The 21,005-nt window shown below is 41.2% G+C and carries 16 protein-coding genes and 1 pseudogene; 12 read left to right on the plus strand and 5 right to left on the minus strand.

Going from position 1 to position 21,005, the window contains the following annotated elements; genetic code table 11:
• The first annotated feature begins 450 nt into the window (after positions 1-450).
• From CHJ_RS05705 to lysA, 4 genes are all read left to right on the plus strand, one after another.
• Positions 451-1,602 (plus strand): trans-sulfuration enzyme family protein, encoded by a 1,152-nt coding sequence (locus CHJ_RS05705; RefSeq protein WP_317917112.1) that lies wholly within the window; start codon positions 451-453, stop codon positions 1,600-1,602.
• Positions 1,603-1,606: 4 nt separating this feature from the next.
• Positions 1,607-3,040, plus strand: coding sequence for a Na+/H+ antiporter NhaC family protein (locus tag CHJ_RS05710; RefSeq protein WP_317917113.1), 1,434 nt, complete (start codon positions 1,607-1,609; stop codon positions 3,038-3,040).
• A gap of 132 nt (positions 3,041-3,172) precedes the next feature.
• Entirely contained in the window at positions 3,173-4,165 is a 993-nt protein-coding gene (locus CHJ_RS05715) for a D-cysteine desulfhydrase (RefSeq protein ID WP_317917114.1), read from the plus strand.
• A gap of 137 nt (positions 4,166-4,302) precedes the next feature.
• Positions 4,303-5,556, plus strand: coding sequence for a diaminopimelate decarboxylase (gene lysA, locus CHJ_RS05720; RefSeq protein ID WP_317917115.1), 1,254 nt, complete (start codon positions 4,303-4,305; stop codon positions 5,554-5,556).
• 85 nt (positions 5,557-5,641) lie between these two features.
• On the opposite strand, the gene CHJ_RS05725 is transcribed toward lysA, so the two are convergent.
• Positions 5,642-6,070 carry a hypothetical protein gene (locus CHJ_RS05725; protein ID WP_317917116.1) on the minus strand — a complete coding sequence of 143 codons (429 nt, stop codon included), beginning with the start codon at positions 6,068-6,070 and terminating at the stop codon, positions 5,642-5,644.
• Positions 6,067-6,993, minus strand: a complete 927-nt coding sequence (locus CHJ_RS05730) for a zinc dependent phospholipase C family protein (protein ID WP_317917117.1) — start codon at positions 6,991-6,993, stop codon at positions 6,067-6,069. Before CHJ_RS05730 ends, CHJ_RS05725 begins: the two co-directional genes overlap by 4 nt.
• Before the next feature lie 242 nt (positions 6,994-7,235).
• On the opposite strand from CHJ_RS05730, the gene CHJ_RS05735 reads away from it, so the two are divergent.
• The gene (locus CHJ_RS05735; RefSeq protein WP_317918082.1) at positions 7,236-7,946 is read left to right on the plus strand and encodes an HAD family hydrolase; all 711 of its coding nucleotides are present in this window, start codon (positions 7,236-7,238) and stop codon (positions 7,944-7,946) included.
• Positions 7,947-8,097: 151 nt separating this feature from the next.
• Here CHJ_RS05735 and CHJ_RS05740 read toward each other — a convergent pair whose 3' ends face one another.
• Positions 8,098-8,793, minus strand: coding sequence for a response regulator transcription factor (locus tag CHJ_RS05740; protein ID WP_317917118.1), 696 nt, complete (start codon positions 8,791-8,793; stop codon positions 8,098-8,100).
• Between the two features lie 15 nt (positions 8,794-8,808).
• The gene (locus CHJ_RS05745) at positions 8,809-10,428 is read right to left on the minus strand and encodes an ATP-binding protein (protein WP_317917119.1); all 1,620 of its coding nucleotides are present in this window, start codon (positions 10,426-10,428) and stop codon (positions 8,809-8,811) included.
• A 414-nt stretch (positions 10,429-10,842) separates the two neighbouring features.
• Here CHJ_RS05745 and CHJ_RS05750 point away from each other — a divergent pair, with 414 nt between their 5' ends.
• From CHJ_RS05750 to CHJ_RS05780, 7 genes are all read left to right on the plus strand, one after another.
• Entirely contained in the window at positions 10,843-11,835 is a 993-nt protein-coding gene (locus tag CHJ_RS05750) for a DUF2860 family protein (RefSeq protein WP_317917120.1), read from the plus strand.
• Between the two features lie 40 nt (positions 11,836-11,875).
• Entirely contained in the window at positions 11,876-12,988 is a 1,113-nt protein-coding gene (locus tag CHJ_RS05755) for an efflux RND transporter periplasmic adaptor subunit (RefSeq protein ID WP_317917121.1), read from the plus strand.
• On the plus strand, positions 12,981-16,124 hold the full coding sequence (locus tag CHJ_RS05760) for an efflux RND transporter permease subunit (RefSeq protein ID WP_317917122.1): 3,144 nt from the start codon (positions 12,981-12,983) through the stop codon (positions 16,122-16,124). The genes CHJ_RS05755 and CHJ_RS05760 overlap by 8 nt, the downstream gene beginning before the upstream one ends.
• Complete coding sequence (locus CHJ_RS05765; protein ID WP_317917123.1) at positions 16,117-17,265, plus strand: NAD(P)-dependent alcohol dehydrogenase; 1,149 nt, start codon at positions 16,117-16,119, stop codon at positions 17,263-17,265. The genes CHJ_RS05760 and CHJ_RS05765 overlap by 8 nt, the downstream gene beginning before the upstream one ends.
• Positions 17,265-18,431: an acyltransferase family protein gene (locus CHJ_RS05770; protein ID WP_317917124.1), complete on the plus strand. Its 1,167-nt coding sequence runs from the start codon at positions 17,265-17,267 to the stop codon at positions 18,429-18,431. The genes CHJ_RS05765 and CHJ_RS05770 overlap by 1 nt, the downstream gene beginning before the upstream one ends.
• A gap of 68 nt (positions 18,432-18,499) precedes the next feature.
• On the plus strand, positions 18,500-19,123 hold the full coding sequence (locus tag CHJ_RS05775; protein ID WP_317917125.1) for a class I SAM-dependent DNA methyltransferase: 624 nt from the start codon (positions 18,500-18,502) through the stop codon (positions 19,121-19,123).
• Positions 19,124-19,203: 80 nt separating this feature from the next.
• Entirely contained in the window at positions 19,204-19,554 is a 351-nt protein-coding gene (locus CHJ_RS05780; protein WP_317917126.1) for a YciI family protein, read from the plus strand.
• A 105-nt stretch (positions 19,555-19,659) separates the two neighbouring features.
• On the opposite strand, the pseudogene CHJ_RS05785 reads toward CHJ_RS05780, so the two are convergent.
• Positions 19,660-20,990, minus strand: a pseudogene (locus CHJ_RS05785) (IS4 family transposase).
• Positions 20,991-21,005 lie beyond the last annotated feature (15 nt).

A 21,005-nucleotide genomic window follows, 5' to 3' on the forward strand; every position in this document is an offset into this window, starting at 1 on the left:
ATGTGAGTTCGTTTTGTTTGTTCGGATTTAAAATTCATTTATTGAGACTTTGATCGTCGTTTTTTATTATTTGATGTTGTTTTTTATGGGTGAATTTTATTTATTATATTGAAGTTGATCGTGTTTTATTGATATTTGTGTTGATATTAATCAAGGTGAAAAATATAATTTTTCTTTAGTTGGTTTTTATAGAAAAATTTCCCCTGTTAGTGTGTTGTTATGGCAAAATAAATAATTTTTTTCTCTTTGTTTGAAGGTAGTCTAATTATGAATTAACAATTAACTTCAAGTTTGTATTTGTTTTTAACTTGTGTTGATGATTGTGATATTCGTTGAAATCCAAGTTATTAATATTTTAGTGACATTCCACTAAGTGTCTGTATCGCATGGAAATTATTAATAATAATTTTATCAAATATGATTTTACAAAAGATAAATAATGGCGAAAAAATGAAAAGTAATAAGATTGCAACAAGCGTAATTCATGGGGGCGACCAACATGATAAGGGAAACAATGCTATTTTCCCTCCTATCACTACGGCAAGTTCCTTTATTCAACCTAACTTACACGAAGGTGGTGACTTTTGTTATAGCCGCTGTGCAAATCCAACACGATATGCATATGAGTCTGCTCTGGCAGAACTAGAAGGCGGTGTGTTTGCGACGGCAACCGCTTCAGGAATGGCTGCCACTGCACTGGCGATGGAGTTATTACCGAAAGATTCTCATGTGATTGTGATGTGTGGTGTTTATGGTGGTACGTATCGACTATTTGAGAAACTACGCAAAAACAGTTCTGGAACGCAATTTGAGTATGTTGATCTAAATGATATAGAGCTCGTTAATAGTTGTATAAAAGAAAACACTAGAATGATATGGATTGAAACACCAACGAATCCTCTTTTGGAACTGGTTGATGTCGAATCTGTATGTAAGTTAGCTAAGGAGAGGAAAATTATAACTTGTGTTGATAATACTTTCTCAACCGCATGGAATCAGCGCCCTTTAGATCTGGGTGCAGATATGGTTATGTTATCGACTAGTAAATATATCGGTGGCCATTCAGATCTAATTGGTGGCGCCTTAATTACTAATAATGAAAAACTGGCTGAAATCATTGATTTTAATAAAACAACCGTTGGTGCAATTGCCTCTCCTTTTGATTGTTATTTAGCATTGCGAGGATTAAAAACATTAGATGTAAGAATGCATAGGCAATGTGAAAATGCACAAGTTGTTGCTGAGTACTTAGAGTCGCATCCGAAGGTTATTGATGTGCACTATCCCAAATTGCCCTCACACCCTCAATATGAGCTTTGTTTAAAGCAGATGCGAACTGGTGGTGCAGTGGTAACTGTTCGGCTGGATGGTGATCTTCAAGATCTTAAAAGCTTCATTGGAAAGCTTAACTATTTTGTATTAGCTGAATCATTGGGTGGCGTCGAAAGCATGATAAATCATTCTGCATCAATGTCTCATGGCTCAATGAAAAAAGAGGAACGTGAAGCGATGGGTGTGTATCAAACAACCTTAAGACTTTCTATTGGTCTTGAAGACTCAAATGATCTAATTGACGACTTAAAACAAGCATTAAAAGGATAATCTCATGACTGATTATGGCATTTGGACAATAATTACTCCATTGGTAACAATTGGCTTAGCTATCTATACAAGACAAGTAATCTTGTCACTTCTTGCTGGTATCTTTGTTGGCTTTACAGTCATGAATGGTTTTAATCCATTTACTGGAGTAGCGACAACACTGGACGGCATCATCGGAATCTTCGGATCCGCAGGTAATACGCGAACTATTCTATTCTGCTTTATGGTGGGAGGGTTGATTCGCCTCATTCAAGTGACTGGTGGTACAAAGGCTCTTGTGCGTTACCTGACGGAAAAAGCTAACATCATTAATAACAAAAAAGCGGTTCAGTTGTTAGCGATGTTCATTACCAGCATCATTTTTATTGAGTCTTCTATCTCAATAATGGCGGCAGGAACATCAACTAAAGAACTTGCTAAACGCTACGGCGTTTCCCGTGAAAAGATGGCTTATGTCATTCAAGGGTCTTGCGTATCGGTCTGTTCAAGCGTGATGATAAACGGCTGGGGCGCTGCAATGATGGGAGTTATTGGCGTACAAGTTAGTAAAGGCTTTGTCGATGGAGAACCGTTTGGAATTCTCGCTGGTTCCATGGTGTATAACTTCATGGCATGGCTCACACTGGCGTCTGTGCTCTTCTATATCTTTTCTGGTTTTAAATGGGGCTCGATGGGCGAGTCTGAAGAGCGTGCTGCTGCTGGTCAGGAATTACGTGAAGGTGCGTTCCCAATTACATCAGAAGAAGAAGTGGAAATAGTCGAAACCGCCAATGGCAAAGAGTCTATTCTAAATTTCATTATTCCTCTTGTTCCTACTATCTTTATGGTTCCACTAGGTCTGTTTATTACTGGCGATGGTGATATTGCTAATGGTTCCGGTTCTACTTCGGTTTTTTGGGGAGTAATGTTTGGTACGGCTTGTTCGCTACTTTACTTTGTGGGTAAAAAAATTCTTACTATTGAGTCATTCTTTAAACATTTGTTTAGTGGCTACGCAACAATGATCCCGTTGGGTGCAATTATGACACTAGCCTTCCTAATGGGTAATGTATCTGGTGACTTAAATACAGGTGCGTATATTGTAAGTTCTATTGATGGAGTGATTCCGTCCGGATTCTCCGCTGCATTCGTGTTTTTAATTGCAGTCGTTATGGCTATTTCTACGGGTACTTCTTGGGGAACATTCTCGATAATGATTCCAATCGGTATTCAGATTGGTGCTGCCGTTGGAATTGAGCCACAGCTGATGATTGGCGCGGCAATTTCTGGCGCTATTTTTGGAGACATGACTTCACCAATTAGTGATACCGGCATTGTGTCATCTATGGCGACTGGTAATGACCATATTGACCATATTCGAACTCAGTTCCCATATGCAATTGTTACTGGCGTTATTGCTGCGATGCTTTTCTCAATCGTTGGATTTTCAATGATATAAACGAACCAAGGTTGGGGGCACTTGCTCCCAACGTAAACTGACTTATATTCAACTGTTTGCTTATTTGCGACGATTAAACGTTACGTAATTCTTTGCAAATTTGCTCAGCAGATAAGATGGAAATCAATTTAAATGAACAGATTTGAGCAGATAAAAAGAACGATAATTACTCATGCACCAACGCCGTTAGAGTTTGTACCGAGATTATCGAACAAACTAGGCTGTAATTTATATATTAAACGTGATGACTGCACTGGGTTAGCGGGGGGAGGGAATAAAACTCGTAAGTTAGAGTATCTCATTGCAGATGCGCAGGATAAAGGAGCAGATACATTAGTGACGGTTGGCGGTTTTCAATCAAATCATGCTCGGCAAACGGCTGCTGCAGCCGCAAAATTTGGGTTTAATTGTGAGCTAATTTTGGAAGATGTCGATGGTACTCCAAAAACGGACTATTACAATAATGGTAATGTGTTACTCGATAATTTGCTTGGTGCAAAAGTACATTCATTAAACTCAGAACATAGCTGTGACAGCTATGCCGATTTTTTAATCAGCCAATTAATAGAGCAGGGCCATAGACCTTATTTTATCCCAATGGGGGGGTCTAATGTTCTTGGAAGTTTTGGTTATGTACGTTGCGCTAATGAAATACTACAACAAGTACGCACTGATGATATTCAGATAGATATGATCGTTTTAGCAACAGGAAGTGCGGGTACACAAGCAGGTTTACTCGCAGGTCTTATTGCCGCTAAGTCAGATATCCCCGTACTTGGCATTACCGTCAGTCGATCAGCCGTAGAACAGCAACAATTAGTAGAATCGTTACTAAGAGATACCTTGTCGAAACTTGAATTAGACCCCGAGTTAGCGAAAGGTAGAGTGGTTGCTAATGGAGATTATTATGGTGAAGGATACGGAATAACAACACCAGCTATGATTGATGCAGTACAAAGTTGTGCAAGACTAGAAGGGATATTGCTAGACCCTGTTTATACAGGAAAAGCCATGTCAGGTTTGATCGACCTGTGCGCCAAAGAAGAGCTCAAACCAAATAGTAATGTGTTGTTTTTGCATACTGGTGGCAGTCAAGGGCTTTTTGGATACCGGGAAGCTTTTTAGCATAAGGTTACTCCATCGCATTCAGAGGCGTTCATTAACTGCTGTGATCAATAGATGAATAGGTTTGAAAAGATCTAAGTAGAGAGCCTCAAGAAACAGGACTAATTAGAGTCATAAATTTATTGAGAGCAAAAACCATGGACTACTTTAAGTATTTAGATGACGGGCAAATGTGGGCAGAACAAGTTCCATTGGCCGATCTTGCATTACAGTACCAAACACCTCTTTACGTTTATTCTAGAGCAGCACTAGAACGCCAGTGGAATGCATTTAATAATTCAGTCGGTGATCATCCTCACTTAATTTGTTTTGCGGTTAAGGCAAATGGAAATATTGGAGTCTTGAATATACTGGCAAGGCTAGGTTCAGGGTTTGATATTGTTTCTGGTGGGGAGCTTGAACGCGTGCTTGCAGCAGGAGGTGATGCTAAAAAAGTCGTATTTTCTGGTGTGGGTAAAACCGAAGCGGAAATGACACGTGCTCTAGAAGTGAATATACGTTGTTTTAATATTGAGTCAGTGTCTGAGCTAGTACGCTTGAATAAGGTCGCTGAGCAACTTGGGAAAAAAGCGCCAATCGCACTAAGGGTTAATCCCGGTGTCGATGCTAAAACACATCCATATATCTCTACAGGTCTTCGTGAAAATAAATTTGGTATTGATTTTGATAGAGCTAGAGAAGTCTATAGGTATGCAAGTACATTGGAGAATATTAGCATTCAAGGTATTGACTACCATATAGGTTCTCAGATCACTGAATTAGCTCCATTTATTGATGCAACGGATAGGTTATTGGATCTCATCGACGAACTAATAACGGACGATATTAATATTAAACATCTCGATTTTGGTGGTGGTCTAGGAGTGACTTATAAAGATGAGCAGCCACCACTGCCTTTTGAATACATTTCTGCTTTAAGTGCTAGGATGGCTAACTACCCTGAAATAGAAATGATTTTTGAACCTGGACGAGCGATCGCTGCGAATGCAGGAATGATGGTAACGAAAGTCGAGTATCTAAAGCATGCTGACTATAAAAATTTTGTTATCGTAGATGCTGCAATGAATGATCTTATGCGTCCGGCGCTATATTCTGCCTGGCAGGATATAGTTGCTATTATTCCACGTAATGGTGAACCTCGCGTTTATGACATTGTTGGTCCAGTTTGTGAAACGGCGGATTTTTTAGGGAAAGAAAGGGATTTGATTGTTGAAGAAGGTGATTTATTGGCGGTACGTTCCGTTGGAGCATACTGCTTTTCAATGTCATCAAACTATAATGCTCGTGTTAGATCTGCCGAAGTTATGGTTGATGGAGATAAAGCTTATTTGGTTAGAAAGCGCGAAAACATAGCCGATCTTTGGGCTCTAGAAAGTAAGTTACCAGAGTAACAGTAGAAGCACTTAACCTATGTTGCTAGAAAGACGCCTGATGGCGTCTTTACGATATTACGCAATATCACCTAACTACCTACTTCTAGTTTGAACACACCTCAGCAGCATTTAATGTGATTGCGCAGCTGTTTGGTTGAGGGTTGTTCCAGTAGGGGTTATCGAACTCAGCGTTGCAACCGGCGTCTTCCATTAACGCCACTTCACCGTCGCATATCATCATGACGGCATTGTCACCTTGGAACTGGGAAATGATTCGATAATCAGTAATGTTGCCTTCTTTTGCTAACTCCACAAGTCGAGTTAACTGCTTGGGGTTTGACGAAGTGGCATTTTTGATGATCGCGTCATTGGTTAGGTTGGCGGTATTGCCAAACTTAAGTTCACCATCCACCGCTTGGCTAACATCCTTTAACACGGAAGCTAAATCGTACATGACTTCATCAGAGTATTTTGCCTGAGTCGCGCAGGAAGTTAGCGCCAGTATCAAGGCGATTTGTGTTATTAATCTCATAGGTTCTCCCAAGCGGTAAGATGTCCATCCTCACAGCGTCCAGTATCTAAATCCCAGTTTTTGAAAAACGGATTTGTTTGCTCTGCAAAAACAGCGTTTGCTGTCTGTTCCCAAAACAGTTGAATTGTTTCAACTGCTTTGTCAAAAATCTCATCGTAATGTTTATGACCAATTGGTGTTTCTAAACCTTCGATAAATGTGCTGTTTACATCTTCATGAAGCGGGTATGTGAGCCCCTGTTTAGACGCGACATGCCTTGCCCATGGGAATAAGCGATGAGATTCTTCGGCGTGGTCTACAACCAGTTGGAAGCCTTTGTGCCACACATTAATGTCGGGTTGGCACTGTTGTGCGTATTCGGGGTAGATACGAGAAAGGGCGGCACACCAGATGGTATTGATAACAGGGTCTATCAAACGGTCGTCATTGCTGTCGACGCAACTGCCAATATTCTCTTTTACTCGGTCAGCGAAGCCAATGTCGCCCAGCTGCATTCTTAAAGGCCAGATGTACGCATCTTGATTCATCTCGCAAATTCGATGCTGTTTGGCATTTTCTGCATAGGGGCCAACTTTCATTTCAACAACCGGATGAATGGTGATATCGGCTGCTACGTGTGCAACAAACCCGCAGAGCCACGCGAAGGCTTTATCGAACTGTTCGCTATCCACCGTTTTGACTTGCTGGATGAGGGCATTAATGAGTTTGCCGACGTTGTTGTAATGCATTTCGTCGGCCCATTTGTTTTGTGCCGAGTCCATGATCGCGAGGTAAGGGTAGTCGGGGCTTACACAACCAAGCTCTATGTACCGTTTGTTTTGAGCCAACGCTTTTTTGGCATTGTTAGGCATACTTAATCCCTGTAATGCAGTGTTGGCAGAGGCCACATTAACGGCGGTTATGTGGGCAAAAGCACCAGGCATAATTAACTCCATTTATCATTATGAGGTTGTAAAGCTTACTATGCATCAAGTTTGTTATTTGCGATTAAAATCTTATAACGCATATTTAATCTGTCCCGCTCAAGTCAGAGTGGTAAAAGACTCGGTTGTGAAGCGAACATTGATTGTAAGAAGAATTTTATGACTATTTGGCTTAAATAATTAGTATGCGGTTAGCTCCATGGAGTATGATCGCCAGCAGTTTTAATCGTAATGAGGTAATGATGAAGTTAGACGCAATTCTTTGGGATTATGATGGAACCTTAGTTAATTCTGTTCCCAAAAATATAGACATTACTAAAACAATTTTATCCATTGTTGCTCCTCGTTTAACGGGTGACAATTTACCTAAGTATTTACGTAGTGAAGAGTCCTACCATGAAGCCAATCACGGTGCGAAGAACTGGCAACAGCTTTATGTGGATTACTATGGCTTAACTCATGATGAGATGATTGTCGCTGGTGGCATGTGGGCAGAACATCAAGAAAAAAACACCACAGAGGTTCAATTGTTCGACGGAATTAAACATGTGGTAGAGAAGTATTCTCAGTTGCCCCATGGCATTTGCTCGCAAAACTCGCAGAATAATATTCGTCGCGTGCTCAACAGCAATGGCATCGAAGCACCGTTTAAGGCGATAGTTGGCTATGACGATGTCTCTAATGGAAATCAAAAACCTCACCCTTTTGGTGGCACAAAGTGTGTGGCGTCTATGTTGGGAGAGGCTAACGATAAATTGCTAATGTATATTGGCGATCACGAAGCTGACACTCAGTTCGCCCGCAACTTGCAGACGGCGCTTGGCGGAAATAATAAAGTAGTGTCTGTCGCGGCAGGTTACAGCCGTTCAGAGCCTTCAACTTGGACTGTCAAACCTGATCACATCGCCTACCAAGTCGATGATCTTTTGGAGATTATTGCAAAATATCTTTAGTGCTTAAGTGTCTTAACCGTGTAAGGCCGCTTGTTTAGCGATAGTTTCTAAGTTGGGAAGTGATAAGTCACTTCCCACGCTCAGATAAGTTCTTTTAACTGGTGAAGAGTAACAAGTGATGCAGTAAAAGGTACCGTTTTAAAGGTACAGATTACCTATCCAGTAATATATAGCCTTTAGAACGTATGGTTTTTAACTTGACTGGTTGCTTTGGGTCATCTCCGAGTTTTTTTCTTAGCTGGCTTATCAGGTTATCAACGCTTCGATCTATACCGTCATACTCGTATCCGCGGGTTTTTTTTACGATAGTGTTGCGTGATAGCACTGTGCCAGCATTTTCTGCCAGCAGTACCAACAAGTCATACTCTGCATCGGTTAAGCTGAGCAGCTCAGTGTTTAAAAATGCTTGGCGTAGGGCTAAATCAACGTGAATATCGCCAGCAGTTAATGAGTTTGATTTTTCAGGTAATAGGTTTGAAAGCCGCTCCTGCTTTCGCAAAAATGCTTTGAGCTTAGCTAGCAATATTCTCGGTTTCACTGGTTTGGTTAGGTAGTCGTCTGCACCAATCTCTAGCCCCACCACTTGATCGATCTCTTCATCCTTAGCCGTAAACATGATGATGATGCCATCAAATTTGAGCCTTAGATCTCGACAGATAGATATGCCATCTTTTCCGGGCAACATAACATCAAGTAATACAATATCTGGTTGCCATTCTAAAACCGCCTCTTCAGCATCTGAGCCTTTAGATACTATTTTGGCATTAAATTGCTCTATGGTTAGGTACTCTTTGATGGACTGCGCGAGTGGCGCATCATCTTCTACAATCATCACTTTGGAATTCATTTTTGCCTGCTCAGTTTATTGTGCCGATCTGCTTATGGAGTGTGGTAGGGTTATGCGAAAACTGGCTCCCCCTAACAGCGACCTTTTGACACTGACTTCGCCCTTGTGCCAATCAACAATCAGTTTGACTATTGATAAGCCTAACCCAGAACCACCTTTATCTCTCTCTTTATGGTCGTTGCTACGGTAAAAAGGGGTGAATATATCGTGCCGTTCAATGTAGTTAACACCAACACCATCATCTTCTACCGTAATACGATAATGATGGTTAAACTTTATGGCCGAAATAACCACTTGTTTATTACCATAGCAAATGGCGTTTTTTATTAGATTGTTGATTACTCTGTTCATATAAAAAACATCGATTTGAGCTTCGATAGGTGTGTTTATATTTACTAGAATTTGCATCTCTGGGTTAGCTTCTCGCCATGTCGATGCTTGGTCTTCTAACCATGTAGAAAGGTTGGTATTTGTTAACTTGAGTACAGGCGCTTCTCGGTCAAATCTGGCGTAGGTAAGCATTTCAGAGACGAGCTTATTTAACTCATCTACTGAGTTCTCGATCTGTCCTAATTGTCCTATCGCGTAATCGCTATGGATATGCCCTCTGAGTAACTCAATATTAAATTCAATACGCGCAATTGGAGTGCGTAGTTCATGTGACACTGTATTGGTTAACGTCTTGTGTGAAGAGATTAAGCCTTGAATTCTTTCTGCCATTTCGTTGTATGTTTGTGATAGATGATTGAGTTGGCTAAGGGGAATTAGCTTTGCTCGGGTATTAAATTTTCCTTGGCCAAAGGAGCTGGTGGCAGTTTTAAGCTCCTTCATCGAGAACCATGCTGGCAGTAGCCACAATAAAACTGGAACGAGAATAAACAAGCCAAAGCAGACGTAATAGATGGTTAATAAAAACATCATACGATCTAACACAGTATCGACAAAAGGCCCCATATAAATCACTCTGTCGGACTCTCCAACTTTTTGAACAGCAAGGTCTGCTGGGTAACCAATTCTTTCCGACTCTTCCGTTTTAATGATTACCAGTTCACCCTGATGAAGTCGTTTTATGTTCTGCTCAGAGAGTTCGGTGTCGTCAATATGTTTTAGAGCTATTGGGTGCGCGTAGCGTTGTTGGATAGTGAGAAAGTGTTCATCCCATTGGTTTATAGGCAAGGCGGTTAGCTCATTGTTGATCAAGTACAACGAACCCATAACGTATCGCTCCGCTTTACTCACTAAGTGTTTGGGTAGTTCTTCGAGTGAGATAAAAGCAATGAATTGGTTGTCATCGATGAGGTGATAACTTGATCTGTTGGGTAAATCGACAGCGGTTTCTCCTGCTAGCAAAGTGTCTAATTGCTCGTTTGTAAATGTATGATCGTCTAACGATTGAAGTTGCAAAGTAAAGCCGAACTCAGTGCGGATCTCTTCCAATTTAATCATACGTTGTTGAGGCGTCAGTGATTTAAGGCTTTCAGCTAATAAGGTTATTTGGCCGTCAGTTAGGTAATTTAACTCCCACGTTTCTGAGCTTTCGGTAAATCTTGATTGGAAAGTGGGGAAGATAACAATTTGAATCAAAGCCAGAGAGAGCATCAACAAGGCAGTTAAGATGATTAAAGCCAGTTTCATATACGAGATTTCCACTAAAGCTATAAGAATAAACAGAATGGCGTCTGTATATAGTAGCACTCAGTAGGTCGAACACCGTCTAGTTATGTAGGCTATTGTCAGGAATTGTCCGGCTGACCATAAATTTGTCCCGAACTGTGTGAGTTATTGATTGAGTTTATGCAAAGTTTTTAATCATTCGTCCAATTTTTTATTTTATATCATCAACGCCTTAGTTTAATCGCTGAGTGAACCTCTCATAGATACTTGTTTTATGGCCAGATCTCTTAGCTAGAGCTCTCGACAAACCCCGACAAAGCGACACAGTATTAAATTTAATCTTCCCTATGATAGTAGTGAAGCTGCGTAATGAAAGCGCGATTTACTGTTTAGTGTGGCATTTCAATTGTGATTGCAAGTGCCAAGGAGAAGTGTGTGAAGAGTCTTAAAACGAACGTGTTGTTGCCTTGTTTGGTGATTACGGGCGTGTTTTCTAACAACGTTCAAGCATCTGAGTTTTTTAATGGTCACTTTAGCGGCGAGGTTGGGGTCAACGCTGGAATAATGTCTGTGGAGTCTAATTTAAACGTTGAAAATGACCAAATTCTGGATGCTAATTCTATTGACCAAAAAGGTGATTCTGATGAACTAAACTTGTTATTTCCGCTTGGACGAGTGGAATACAATTTTGGTCGAGAACAGTTATTTGCTGGGGTTTCTCAGGATGATATCGCTTCGGGAAACTTTGTCATGGCCTTTGGTTATAAGAACGCGATCTTTAAAGACACAGTGCTGAGCTTGTCTTACATTCCTAAACTTTCTGCATCTGAAGTTTGGCAAGACCCTTATTTAACAGGAAGCAAAAGAAAAGTCACAGACAGTGAAAGTGAAGGGGTCAGAGTGCAGGTTATGCCTATGTCTGGTTTTGGTTTGTCTGTTGATTTTGGCTATAGCAACAATAAGGTCAAAAATGACGAAGCGGGCAGTCAGTTGGCCGTTGAAGATAGGAAATTGCTAAGACGATCTGGTAATAGCCGCTACTTCAATATCGGTTATCAGGGACAGTTGTCCGCTTCTGCTTTCATTTCACCTTCTGTTACCTATATCGAACACCATGCAGAAGGTGATGCGATGTCATTTGAATCCTATGGTGCAAGCCTAGGCTTAGTTCACCTGTACGATAATCACATATTTTCTTTCAATATTGATTACTCAGTCAGTGATTACAATGCACTTAACCCTCGGTTTGATAAGACGCAGGCCAATAACAGTTATAGCGCATTCATTGCCTATGAGTACGCTTCATTATTTAACATCGACTATTTGTCGTTTGTTTCATTCTCTGCCATTTCTCAAAGTGATTCGAATATCAACTTTTATGACCAGACAATAATTGCACTTTCGTTTGGCCTAAAGCTGAAATTCTAGTCAAACGCTACCATACACATAAAGATGGAAAGAATATGTCATGTTAAATAAATCAAATCTTGTTGGCCTTTGTTCCGTTTTGACTATTGCAGGCTGGATGATTTCTGGAAGCTTTTCGTCAGCCGAAAATGTGTCGCCAGAACAAAATACCATGTCGGCAGAGAGAGAGTTCTCTCTAGAGAATGCAAAAGCAAACAATTCGGGCATTTACACGGTTCGCGTTAAACAGTTTGAAGCGGAGATGGTGCAAAAGAGTATTACCTTAAATGGCAGAACTGAGCCTTATCTTAGTGTTACGGTTGCTTCAGAAATCGAAGGTAAGATTACTGCTGTCTATGCAAAGAGGGGGAGTGTGCTTAAAGCTGGAGATCTGATCGCTAAGATTGATGTAGATAGCTTACAAGATGATCTCGAATATGCACAGGCAGACTTAAAGCAAAAAGAAGCTGAGCAAGTTAGCGCCCAAAAGCTGGCAGTACGTGGCTTCCAAGGAAAGATTCAGCTTGAAAAGCTTCGCACTGAATATAAGCGTGTAAAAGCACAGGTTGCCAAATTAAAACGGTCCATTAATAAATCGACCATACGTTCACCTCAAGACGGAGTGATGAACGAGCGTTTTGTTGAAGTGGGAGACTATGTGTCGGTAGGACAAACTGTTGCAGGGGTAGAAAAAATGCAGCCGCTTATTGTTGCTGCTGAGGTAACAGAAAAAGAGGTCTACATGCTAATGAAAGAGCAACAAGCACTTGTCACTACCGTAAATAATGAAACTATTCGTGGCCATATTAGTTATCTATCTAGTGTATCTAACCGACCAACCAACACCTTTACTGTAGAGATAGAAATCCCCAATCATGATAATAAATTATTTGCTGGCACAAGCGCGAAAGTAGAGCTGCCAACCAGTGTTGAGCGGGCTATTAAAGTCTCTCCGTCAATTTTGGTATTGAGTAAAGAGGGAGGCTTAGGCGTAAAAACGGTAACTCACGGTAAAGTTGATTTTAAGCCCATCGACATTCTCAAAACCGAACATGACGGAGTATGGTTAAAGGGGTTAGAGCAACATGCGGATATTATTATCTTGGGACAGGGTTTTGTCTCTGTAGGAGAGTCTGTAAACATTGTCCGAGTAGAGAGTAATAACCATGAATAGTGTCATCAGTTTCTCTATTGAGAGAAGTCGAACTTTCATTCTACTTCTCATTATTTTGATTTTCGTTGGCGCCGCTAGCTACGCTTTAGCACCAAAAGAATCTGATCCTGATGTGCCACTTCCGTTCATTAGTATTTCAGTGTCTCACGATGGTATTTCACCAGAAGATGCCGAACGGTTGTTACTTCGTCCTATCGAGAAGAAACTCAATGATATTGAAGGCATTAAAGAGATGCTGAGTGATGCTTATGAAGGGGGAGCAAGCATATCGTTGGAGTTTGAGCCAAGCATCAAGAAAGAAGTGGCGCTGGCAAATGTGCGCCAACAAGTAGAGCTGGGAAAAAGTGAATTACCGCCTAGCACTGATGCTCCGATAGTCAAAGAGATTACGCTGGCGGCTTGGGCTCCCGCTCTTACAGTGGTGCTTTCTGGCTCAGTACCAGAAAGTACATTAATCACTTTGTCTAAATCTGTTCGAGATGATATTGAGACGTTTCCTGAGGTGTTAGCCGTTGATATCGGTGGCGAAAGGAAAGAGTCGGTAGAGGTGTTACTGGACCCTATGTTATTGGAAAGTTATCAACTGGATCACGCCTACATTCTCGGTCTTTTATCGCGCAATAACAGATTGATTGCAGCAGGGAATATGGACAACGGTAAAGGTCGACTCGCCATTAAAGTTCCATCTGTATTTGAGAACATATCCGACATTTTGTCCATGCCGATTAAAGTGTCTGGCGATAAAGTGGTTACGTTTGGTGACATTGGAACTATTCGTCGAGTATTGGAAGACCCAATAAGCATTGCTCGTCTTAACGGTGAATACGCCATTACTTTAGATGTTAAAAAACGAGCGGGTGAAAACACTATAGAAACGGTGAGTAAGGTTCGTCAGTTAATTGGCGACTTGTCGCAAAGTTGGCCAAACAGTATTGAAGTGAGTTACGTAGGTGACACCTCTGTTGACGTCAAAAACATGCTCTCTGATCTACAAAATAACGTAGCCAGTGCCGTCATTTTAGTTGTGTTAGTTATTGTTGTTATTTTAGGTTGGCGAAGTGCCGCTTTTGTTGGCGTGGCAATACCCGGTGCGTTTTTAACTGGCATTATCTTATTGGTCGCCTTCGGTATGACAATAAATATTGTGGTGCTATTTGGTCTAATTATGGCCGTGGGTATGCTCGTTGATGGGGCTATTGTGGTCACCGAATATGCCGTAAAAGAGATGGCTTCTGGTGAGGACAAAAAAGTTGCTTACCAAACTGCGGCGAGAAGGATGTCTTGGCCGATCATCGCCTCAACCGCTACCACGCTTGCAGCGTTTTTCCCACTACTGTTTTGGCCGGGAATTATGGGCGACTTTATGAAGTATTTGCCTCTAACTTTGATTTTTACTTTAGTTGCATCTTTATTTATGGCTCTTATTTTTGTACCTACTCTTGGCGCTGTCTTTGCGGGCAACTCCAAGGTTGTTGAGCAATGTCAAAAGGTTGAAGTCAATGCTCCGGTGCAACAGGTGTTACAAGCTCATCTAGATAAATCGTGTGCTGCTGAGACCGCTAATGACAGCTTTGAGGGCAACAATATAGTCTTGCGAGTGTATGGCCGAGCATTAACTGCAGTAGTGAGAAGCCCCTTGGCGACATTGATAGTTGCACTACTGTTTTCGGTGTCCGTTATTATGCTCTATTCAAATTATGGCAAGGGTGTGGTGTTTTTTCCAAAAATCGATACTGGCACGTTTAACCTCACCATTCGTTCACCTGCTGATCTATCTATCTACGAAAAAAGTGACTTAATGAGAGAAGTGGAAATGCGTCTTTTGGACATTGATAGTATCGAATCTTTGTACTCCAGAGTCAGCACCGACAATAAGGTTGGCATGATCAGAGGAAACTTAGTGCCGTGGCAAGAGAGAGAACATCTTGATGTGATTGTCGCAGAAGTCCGTCGCCGTTTAGATGGCATCTCTGGGATTAAAGTGGAAGTTCGCGGCAAAAGCAATGGTCCAAATAATGGTAAAGCATTAATGCTGGAAGTGAGTGCGACGAATCTAAATAAGCTGCAACCAGCGTTAAATCAGCTAAAGCGACAACTTAACTCGATGTCTGAGTTAGTTAATGTGACAGACGACGGTGAGCAGCCGAGTATTGAGTGGAAGATCCTTGTTGATAGAGAAAAAGCATCGTCATTTGGGGCAGATCCAACCATTGTTGGATCGAGTGTACAAATGTTGACGACGGGATTGGTTGTTGGCAGTTACCGACCTGACGACAGCGAAGAAGAGCTGGATATTAGGGTTAGATACCCTAAACAGTTTCGTCATCTCGATAACCTTGAAAATATCAGAGTGAATACTCCGCAAGGAATGGTACCCATCAGCAATTTTGCCGATGTTACTCCTGATAGACGCCAACCTTCGATTCATAAAGTGGATGGCGAACAAGTGCTAACTATTCAGGCAGATCTCGCTGAAGGTGTTCAGTTAGATTCGGTACTTTCTAAAATTAGTTCCGAACTAATAACGAGAGACAGTGACCCTGACGTACAGATCTCTTTTAAAGGTGAAAATGAAGATCAGCAAGAGTCACAAACCTTCTTAGTCAAAGCTTTTCTGGGGGCGTTATTTATGATGGGATTGATACTGGTGACCCAGTTTAACTCATTTTATCAGGCGTTTCTTATTCTAAGTGCCGTGTTGTTCTCGACAGTTGGTGTGTTCTTAGGATTGCTGGTGTCTCAGCAACCTTTTGGTATTGTGATGGGCGGCCTCGGTATCATCTCTTTGGCGGGTATTGTTGTGAACAACAATATTGTATTGATAGATACCTTTAACCAATTTGTGAAAGAGGGTAAGTCAGTACACGACGCGATTGTGACCACTGGCTTACAAAGGTTACGTCCGGTATTGATGACAACTGTCACCACGGTTTTGGGATTGTTACCTATGGTACTGGAGATGAATATTGACTTGTTCAATCGCAGTATTGAATTTGGTGCACCCATTGCCAAGTTTTGGGTGCAATTGGCTTCGACGGTTGCCGGAGGTTTAATCTTTGCGACAGTGCTAACTTTGTTGATCACCCCATCTTTATTGGCGTTGAGATATAACAAAAGAGGAGCGATTAATGGATAACGTTCTCATTAATAACTCACTCCCTAGCTTAGATATGGACGCAATTTGCCTTACCGAAATACCCCAAATTGGCAAAGTGCACGAGTTTATCAGCATGAAAAAAATGCCGATTCCATTGCCGGGAAAAGACGAAGTACTGGTTAAGCTCTCTGCATCTGCTATGCATATTGATGAAATTTATGCCGCACAAGGGTCGGCATTGGGTCGTTTTTACGGCCCAAAAGATATCTCTATTAACTCACCTTGTATCCTTGGTTCATCGGTGTCTGGAATCGTAGTGAAAACGGGTGACACAGTCACCAATATCGCTATTGGCGACGAGGTGGTTGCCATACCGTCAGAGCATGTAGAAAGAGGTTCTTGGGCTAATTATCGAGTGCTAGATAAAAGCATGGTGATACATAAACCAGAAGATTTAAACCATATTGAAGCTGCAGCTTCTACCATGGCGGCATGTGTTGCGTGGGGTGCAATAAAAGTTGCGAGAATCAAACCACGAGACGACTGTGTGGTAGTCGGAGCGTCGGGTGCCATTGGCAGCATGATGGTGCAGTTTCTAAAAAGTCTGGATTGTCACATCACAGCGGTATGTGGACCAACAAATGAAAGCTATGTTCGCAAGTTGGGGGCTCATGAAGTTGTCGATTATACCATCAATGATTTCGCCAGTTTGGCGAGGTACAATTCCGTTCATTATGATGCGGTATTTGATTGTATTGGTGGTAAAGAGATAGAGAAAAGCGCGTTTAAAGTACTCAAAAAAACGGGGGTATTTGCCACCCTTGTTGGTCCTAAGCAGTACATAGGCGAAGAGAAATTGAGTTGGCGTGAGCTGTGTTCGGTGTTGTGGCACATCGGTACACGCATGTTAACGACACGATTTGGAAAAGGGCCAGTCTATAAATTTGCTGCAACCTACCCTAAAGAGATCATAGACGAAGCTTTCCAAGTGCTGGTTGAGAAGGGTATTAAGATGCCCATCGACAGGATTATTCCTTTCCAGTTGGAGAGCGTATCTAATGCTATTCATCACTTAACCACTCACAGAGTCAAAGGGCGAATAGTGATCAGTTTTGATTGTGACGATAATCCATCATTTGTTGAGTCTAATATTAGCTCGTTCCATATAGGCGAAACATAATGCAATTTAACACCGTAAGAGAACGCAGACATGACGTTGACTGGTTAAGAGTGTCCGTTTTTATGTTGCTGATTTTTTATCATATCGGCCAATATTATGTTGCAGATTGGGAGTGGCACGTTAAGAGTGAACACCAGAGCAGTTTTCTCAAAAACCTAATGCTACTCAGTAACCAATGGCGCATGCCTTTGGTGTTTTTAGTCTCAGGTTTATCTTTAGCGCTGGTAGAAGCCAAGCTAAGCAGTTGGCAATTAGTAAAAACGCGTTTTATGCGGTTATATCTGCCTATTGTTATTGGCATGCTTATTATTGTGCCTCCACAGTTGTATTATGAACTTATCCAAAAAGAAGGGTTTAGCGGAACCTATGGTGACTTCTATTCTATCTATTTGAATATAAACACCATTCATTTTGTTGATTATCAAACTCCGATGGGGATATTGACGTGGAATCACTTGTGGTATTTGGCGTATTTATGGCATTACACCTTGCTCTATATTCTGATTAAACCATTGATTAAAGGCGTACCGTGGAATGAGCTACTTCGCCGAGTAAACCCCTGTATTTTGATTTTTGCTCCTTTGGTTTTATGCACTCTTTATGGCGTACTGCTTAAACCATACTATCCACAGACCAATCAACTTTTTGGTGATTGGTACAATCATGCCCTTTATTTGACGACATTTTTTATGGGTTATGTGTTGGCTAAATCACCTAACATTTGGGACAGCATAATTCGCCATCGAAGAATGTGGTTAGTTATGGCGTGTGTATCATTTGTGGTTTTTCTACTGCGTTTTCACGGTTATTTACCACAGTACGATACATCGATTTCTGAGTTTGATAGCACGATTAACACATGGATAAAAGAGACGGTGGTTTATATCAATATGTTTTGTTGGGTTTATGCCGCGATAGGTTATGCAGGTTTACTAAAATCAAAACAACATCCAGTATTGAGCTATATGAATGATGCCATATTACCTTGGTATATTGTCCATCAAACTATCATTATTGTGTTTGCAGCAAATATAGCGAATTACCATCTTGGCCCGGTTGTTGAGCCCATAGTGATGATAATCGCGACACTGTTAGGTTGTTTTCTGTTTTATGAGATTGTCAGGCGGTTCTATTTGTTTAGCGTGATGTTTGGTGTTAAGCGTTAACATTGGGAATGAAACTGAGATGATGCAATTAGGAAACCAGATAGAAACAAGCATTAAGGAGTACAGGCATGAGTCCATCAGACATAGGTAAAGCGTACGATCAAATCACACACATCTGGCAGGATAAAGGGTTTGATCAAACAAACGGTATACAACAACACAAGAAAGCCTTGACCTTTTTTAATGCAAATAAAACGAAAACAAGGCATGAGAAAACAAAAGCACTGGATATCGGTTGCGGTTGTACGGGACGTTTCATCGATTTACTGCAAAGCGAAAGTATAGAGATTACTGGCCTAGATGTATCATCCGAAATGTTAGCCATAGCTAAGCAACGCAACCCTGATGTGGCGTTTTTTCATGCGGATATTTGCGATTACCAACTCTCCGACAAGTACGACTTTATCACCGCATGGGACAGTATTTGGCATATTCCATTGCAGCAGCAGCGGTCAGTGATAACCAAAATAGTTGATAGCTTAAACAAAGGTGGTGTTTTCATTTTCTCTTTTGGTGGCGTAGAAGACGAAGATGAACACAGAGACGATACCATGGGCCCAACGGTGTATTATTCCACTTTGGGAATGAATGGTTTTCTAACTCTGTTTATGAATTTAGGGTGCAAGATAAAACATGTTGAGTTTGATCAACCACCAGAATTACATGCTTATATCATTGTTGAAAAGGTGTAGTGAGATCCTCCCTCAAAACAATAAGCCTCAAAGAAAATTAATCCCAATGTAAACAAATCAAAAACATAAGGAATTTATACATGAGTTGGATAGCGTTTTTATCTGATAAGCAACGAGAATTGATGACAAAAAATCTACTCAAAGCACATGTTAGTTATCTAAAAGAGATTACGAATACAGGTGAGCTAAAGCTATGTGGGCCACTGTTGGATGGTACCGCCATCATGATCTTCAATGTCGATACCGAACAACATGCCAGAAGTTTAGTGGCATCTGACCCATTTTCGAAAGCGAGTTATTATAAAACTGTTCGATTTGCAGAATTTATGGAAGCAAATATGGAGAATGAGTTTTTATTAACCGACGCGTTAACTCAAATGGATTCAAGTGAATATAAAGCGTCACTTCATACTGAATCTGCTAATTCTTAGCCATGGGGTTGCCAGTTATAAGTCGATACATAAATTAACTAGCAGTCGTACTTATTTAAGTGAGCTCTACTAATGAAAGAAAAGATGCCCTAGGGCTAATGCCAGTCAGTTAAGCTGATTGGCATTTTTCTTATTAACTGGATACTTCCTCGGTTTCGACTTTACCCGCCTTGGGTAAGACCTATCTTCTCGCCTGGGGGAAGCTTAAAATAACCCATCTGTTCTAATAATAGTTCATAGTGTTTAGGGATATTTCCCGGGCTCGTTAGGGGAAGTGTGGCAAAAAACTGAGTAATAGCCATCGAGCAACTGGTAAAGCTGAGTTGATTTGGCCATACACTATCAAGCTTTTTCGCTGCTGCGGTCATTCCTAGACGTATCAAGTTGTAACAAAGCAGTACCCCCCATAGTTCCTGCTCTATCATGTCTGGTCTCTTACTTCTCAGCGTATATTCACTGTTTAACAGTGACTGCTTCATTTCCCGATAACCTAGCTCAATCTCCCAGCGATAACGGTAAAGTTCAACTATCTCATCTCCGGGAAAGCGCATTTCATCTATCATAGAAGTGAGTATTCGATATTCTTTTCCGTTAATGATTTTACTTACAAGGCGTGCATCAACATACTCCGGTAACTCATTGAACTTTTTACGAGATTGCGGAGTTGTTTTAAGGCGAACACGGCAGTCATTCTTCCCTGCTCGATGCACGATTTCATAATTTAAATCTTTTCGTGCCGGAATGAGCCAGTGCCGTTCCACTCCGCTTTGATGCCAGCGATTGAGTAGTCCTAATGAGTAGTAACCTTTATCAAATATGGTTAATGAATGCTCTGGCGTAGCTTCAATAAGTTGCTCTGCCAGTACCATTTCATTGGTACGATAACCTGAGAACGCACTGTTGATAAGCTGATGACTGGTGAGTTCCATATGACAGACCATACGGATTTGAGGATAAGTATTCTCGCGATGTTGATTACTTTGAGTTTCGAACACCTTATGATTTTCTGCTGTATCAGCAGTTCGCCATACAACACCGTCAACAGCGAGAAGATTGAGCCCAGCCCACGTTTCGAATGAGTTCGTCTCGTATCCATGCTGAGAAACAGCTTTAAAAACTTCTTTTACAGCGTCAGAGCCTAAGCGCTGTCTTGCCTGAACTAAAGCGCTAGGAGCGACAAGTGGTTTTTTATCTGGCAACATAATATCCATCTGAGTAGCAATATCCCAGACCGATTTCTGTCGGTACAGAGCCATTCCAATAATTGACCACAGAACTGTTTCCAGTGGTAAGCGTCGCTTTCTAATAGTAGCTACTCCAGCCTTCTCAAAACCTTGTTGAATAAGCTCTGGAGATAATAACTCAGCATATTTTTCAAATGTACTGAAGGTATTACAAGACTTAAAAGCTGTTGCTAGTTCGCTCTCAAAACGCATAAAAAAATCCGATAT

Source organism: Vibrio sp. MACH09 (genome assembly GCF_033238805.1).
In the GTDB taxonomy this organism is placed as follows: domain Bacteria; phylum Pseudomonadota; class Gammaproteobacteria; order Enterobacterales; family Vibrionaceae; genus Vibrio.